5 protein-coding genes are annotated in these 3,818 nt (G+C 38.0%); 2 read left to right on the plus strand and 3 right to left on the minus strand.

The genetic code is table 11. The features are described from left to right. Positions 1–91: 91 nt before the first annotated feature. From dhaM to dhaK, 3 genes are read right to left on the minus strand one after another with little or no spacing between them, the layout of a single operon-like run. Complete coding sequence (dhaM, locus tag HT721_RS10735) at positions 92–466, minus strand: dihydroxyacetone kinase phosphoryl donor subunit DhaM (protein WP_173229803.1); 375 nt, start codon at positions 464–466, stop codon at positions 92–94. Continuing rightward, a complete protein-coding gene (gene dhaL / locus HT721_RS10740; RefSeq protein ID WP_050242716.1) occupies positions 466–1,041 on the minus strand; it encodes a dihydroxyacetone kinase subunit DhaL in 576 nt (191 codons plus the stop codon). Before dhaL ends, dhaM begins: the two co-directional genes overlap by 1 nt. A gap of 21 nt (positions 1,042–1,062) precedes the next feature. Beyond that, positions 1,063–2,052 carry a dihydroxyacetone kinase subunit DhaK gene (gene dhaK / locus HT721_RS10745; protein ID WP_173229805.1) on the minus strand — a complete coding sequence of 330 codons (990 nt, stop codon included), beginning with the start codon at positions 2,050–2,052 and terminating at the stop codon, positions 1,063–1,065. A gap of 153 nt (positions 2,053–2,205) precedes the next feature. Between dhaK and dhaS the strand changes: the two genes are divergently transcribed. Next, complete coding sequence (gene dhaS / locus HT721_RS10750; protein ID WP_173229807.1) at positions 2,206–2,736, plus strand: dihydroxyacetone kinase transcriptional activator DhaS; 531 nt, start codon at positions 2,206–2,208, stop codon at positions 2,734–2,736. Next, a complete protein-coding gene (gene dhaQ, locus HT721_RS10755; RefSeq protein ID WP_173229809.1) occupies positions 2,733–3,722 on the plus strand; it encodes a DhaKLM operon coactivator DhaQ in 990 nt (329 codons plus the stop codon). The genes dhaS and dhaQ overlap by 4 nt, the downstream gene beginning before the upstream one ends. Positions 3,723–3,818 lie beyond the last annotated feature (96 nt).

Consider the following 3,818-nt stretch of genomic DNA (forward strand, 5'->3'; position numbering starts at 1 on the left):
CTAGTTTGCTCTTTAATTTTCATTGAGTATTAAACTTTGATAGTTGAGATAATCAACAGCCCACCTATAAAAAGAGTTATAGTAAAATTCCTTATTTATTGATTTCAAGCTCCGACAACTGTGTTTGAATAACTGACAGTTCTGCACCAGCCTGAAGAAGAGCAGCTGCAGTATAGGCACCTTCTACAATCGGAACCCTATTGATGACGATACTTTTATCACTGAAATCAGCCACCATTTCTAAGTTCATTTTAGCAGAACCTAGGTCAAAAAAGGCTAATAAAGTATCTGCTGGATTTTCGGAAACAACCCTATCTACTTGATCAAAACTTGTTCCAATTCCTCCATCTTCGGTTCCTCCTACATAAGTAATCGGAACATCTTTAGCTACTTCACTAATCAGTTCAACGACACCTTGTGCAATGTGTTTGGAATGTGAAATGATAACAAGACCAATACTTCCCATTAAACCACCCCAGTTTCTAAAAGAGCAGTAAAGAGTAATCCTGATGAGAATGATCCAGGATCAATATGTCCAAGAGAACGTTCTCCTACATAAGATGCCCTTCCTTTAGTTGCAAGTAAATCTTTGGTAGCATTCACTACCTGATCAATAACCTCTTGAGTCAATTGGCCAGCAGACAAGGCAGCAATAACAGGAGTCCAAACATCAACCATTGTCTTTTCTCCAACTTCTGCTTTCCCACGTTTGACAATCATATCCAAACCGCTTTGTAAGATTTCCTCTATTTTCGAATTAGAATCAGCCTTGGCCATGCCCATAAAAGCAGATCCATACAAGGGACCAGAAGCACCGCCTACCTTACTCAGTAGTTGCATTGAGACAAGTTTAAACACATCACTGCTGGTCTCAAATTGCTTTCCTTCTAAGTTTTCCATAACCGCAGCCATGCCACGCGCCATATTTCCACCGTGGTCTCCATCTCCTATAGGAGTGTCTAACTCACTAAGGTAATCTTTCTGTTCTTGAATCTTTTCATTAAAAAGCTTCATCCATTCAAGAGCTTGTTCAGCATTCATTTGACATTTCCTCCTTGAGTTTTACCAAGCTGGTGTAGTAACAGGTGCATTTAGAGCATCCAACCACTCATCATCTGCCAATCGAATCAATGTTAATGATAATCCAGCCATATCGATTGATGTCATATAGTTTCCAATTTTCTTAAATACCAACTCAACACCTTTTTCATGGAGTAATTTAGCCACATCATTTGCAAATACGTATTGTTCCATAAGAGGAGTGCTTCCTAAACCATTGATGAGAAGTCCATAGCGTTCACCAGATTTAAGTTGGAAACCTTCAGATAGTTTTTCAACCAATTCTGAGGCCAATTGTGCTGAAGGTTGCATTTTCTCTTTTTTATATCCTGGCTCACCATGAATACCAACTCCATATTCAAATTCATCATCTTCTAGAACAAAACCTGGTTTCCCAACTTCAGGAACGGTTGCTCCAGACAAGGCCAGCCCAATTGTTTTAATTTCTAACACAAGTTTATCGGCCAAGTCCTTCATTTCAGATAATGTTTTACCAGAACGAGCCGCATCACCCAAAATTTTATGGACTAATATAGTACCTGCAACACCTCGACGCCCTTGGGTATAGAGACTATTTTCAACAGCAATATCATCATCGACTACAACGCTTGCTACATCAATACCTTCCATTTCAGCAAGTTCTTGTGCAATTTCAAAGTTCATAATGTCCCCAGAATAGTTCTTGATGACCATGAAAACTCCAGCACCTTCATCAGCCGCCTTAATGGCTTCTAAAATTTGGTTCGGAGTAGGTGAAGTGAAGACTGCTCCACAAATGGCAGCAGACAACATTCCATCTCCTACAAATCCAGCATGACTTGGTTCATGTCCTGAACCTCCACCTGAAATGAGTCCAACTTTTCCTGTCTTTTCTGCCTTTCTAACGATAACATCAAAACCATCTAAACGTTCTACCAAGTCATCATGCATGAATGATAACCCCTGCAACATTTCATCAACAACTTGTGTCGGTTCATTTATAATTTTTTTCATGAGAAACTCCTTTCGGCATCTACCTTTGTTTTCGCTTTCATTATATATTTTTTATCGCTGGCTGATAAGGGACAGATTCTATTATTTGTCCCCTTTTAAACCCGTTTCAAACATTTTTTTGGTAAAATGAAGTAAGTAAAAGAAAGGTTTCCTATGGCATCATCATTTATTACAAAAAAACGGATTGCCAAGGCATTTAGAGACCTATTAGCTACTAGAGAATTTGACAAAATCTCTATTGTAGATATCATGGAATCAGCTGGCATTCGTAGACAGACCTTTTATAATCACTTTCTTGACAAATATGAACTGCTAGACTGGATATTTGAAAATGACTTAACCGAGTATATCACCAATAACTTGGACTTCATTTCAGGCCAAAAACTATTACAAGAACTATTTCTTTATTTCGAACAAGAGCGTGACTTTTATATTCAACTTTTTGATATTCAAGGGCAAAATAGCTTCTATGACCACTTTATCAGCTACTGTCGCTTGCTTGTATCAAAAATTTTAAGAGAATATGGTCAGATTGATATCGATTCATCTGCTTATACTTGTTTTTTGTTAGACTATCATTCACATGCTCTAGCAGAAATCGTGAAGGCTTACGTCAATAAAAAAAGTCCAGTTCCACAACCAGACTTTCTAATCATGACAATTATTGGAAAGAGACCACAATGACATTTATTTCAAATCATAAACAGAAAATTATTTCAAGTTATATTTCAGCAACTGTCAGCAGTCACCCTGAATTAGAAAAATACCCTACCTTACCATTAGTCTATCAAAAAAATCGCAATCCTCATCAGGTTCCAATATTGTCGGGTGGAGGTTCAGGTCATGAACCTGCTCATATTGGATATGTGGGAGAAGGAATGCTTACCGCTGCTATCTACGGCCAATTATTTACTCCACCTACAAGAACTGAAATCTTAGAGTCTATTCGTTTTTTAAATAATGGACAAGGTGTCTTCATCATTGTAAAAAATTTCGAAGCAGACATCAAAGAATTTAGCTGGGCCATTAACACCGCTAGAAAAGAAGGAATTAAGGTCGGCTATAGTCTAGCACACGACGATATTTCAATTGAACCTCACAATAGATTTCAAATTAGAGGAAGGGGGCTTGCAGGGACAATCTTACTTCATAAAATCCTAGGATTTGCAGCTCAAAATGGTGCCAACATCGAGCAACTAACTGATTTAGGTCATGAGCTTGCTCCCGAAATCGCAACAATTGGCTTTGCAAGGAAATCGGCTAGTCTCCCCCAAGCCACCCTTCCACTATTTAACTTGGAAGAAGGAAATATTTCTTATGGTATTGGGATACATGGCGAAGAAGGCTATCGTATCGTCCCATTCCAATCATCGGAAATCCTTGCAAATGAAATTATAAGTAAATTAAGATTGCACTATCATTGGAAAAAGGGTGATCATTTTATATTGCTTGTAAATAATCTAGGCACTACCAGCAACTTAGAAATGGGCATATTTATCAATGATCTCCTTCAACTCTTAGAAATTGAAGGAGTCACTATTACCTTTATAAAATCAGGAACATTTATGACCAGTCTGGATATGGCAGGTATATCCGTAACTCTTTGCCCCGTGAAGAATAAACAGTGGTTAGAAGCTCTCAATGCTCCAACGACAGCTTTTGCATGGTAATTTGCTTGTATTACTCAAAAGGGCTACATCACTTGATGGCCCTTTGTTTTTATCTTATACTCAATGAAAATCAAAAAGCAAACTAGGAAACTAGCC

The sequence above is a fragment of the Streptococcus sp. 4094 genome (genome assembly GCF_013277125.1).
Classification (GTDB): domain Bacteria; phylum Bacillota; class Bacilli; order Lactobacillales; family Streptococcaceae; genus Streptococcus.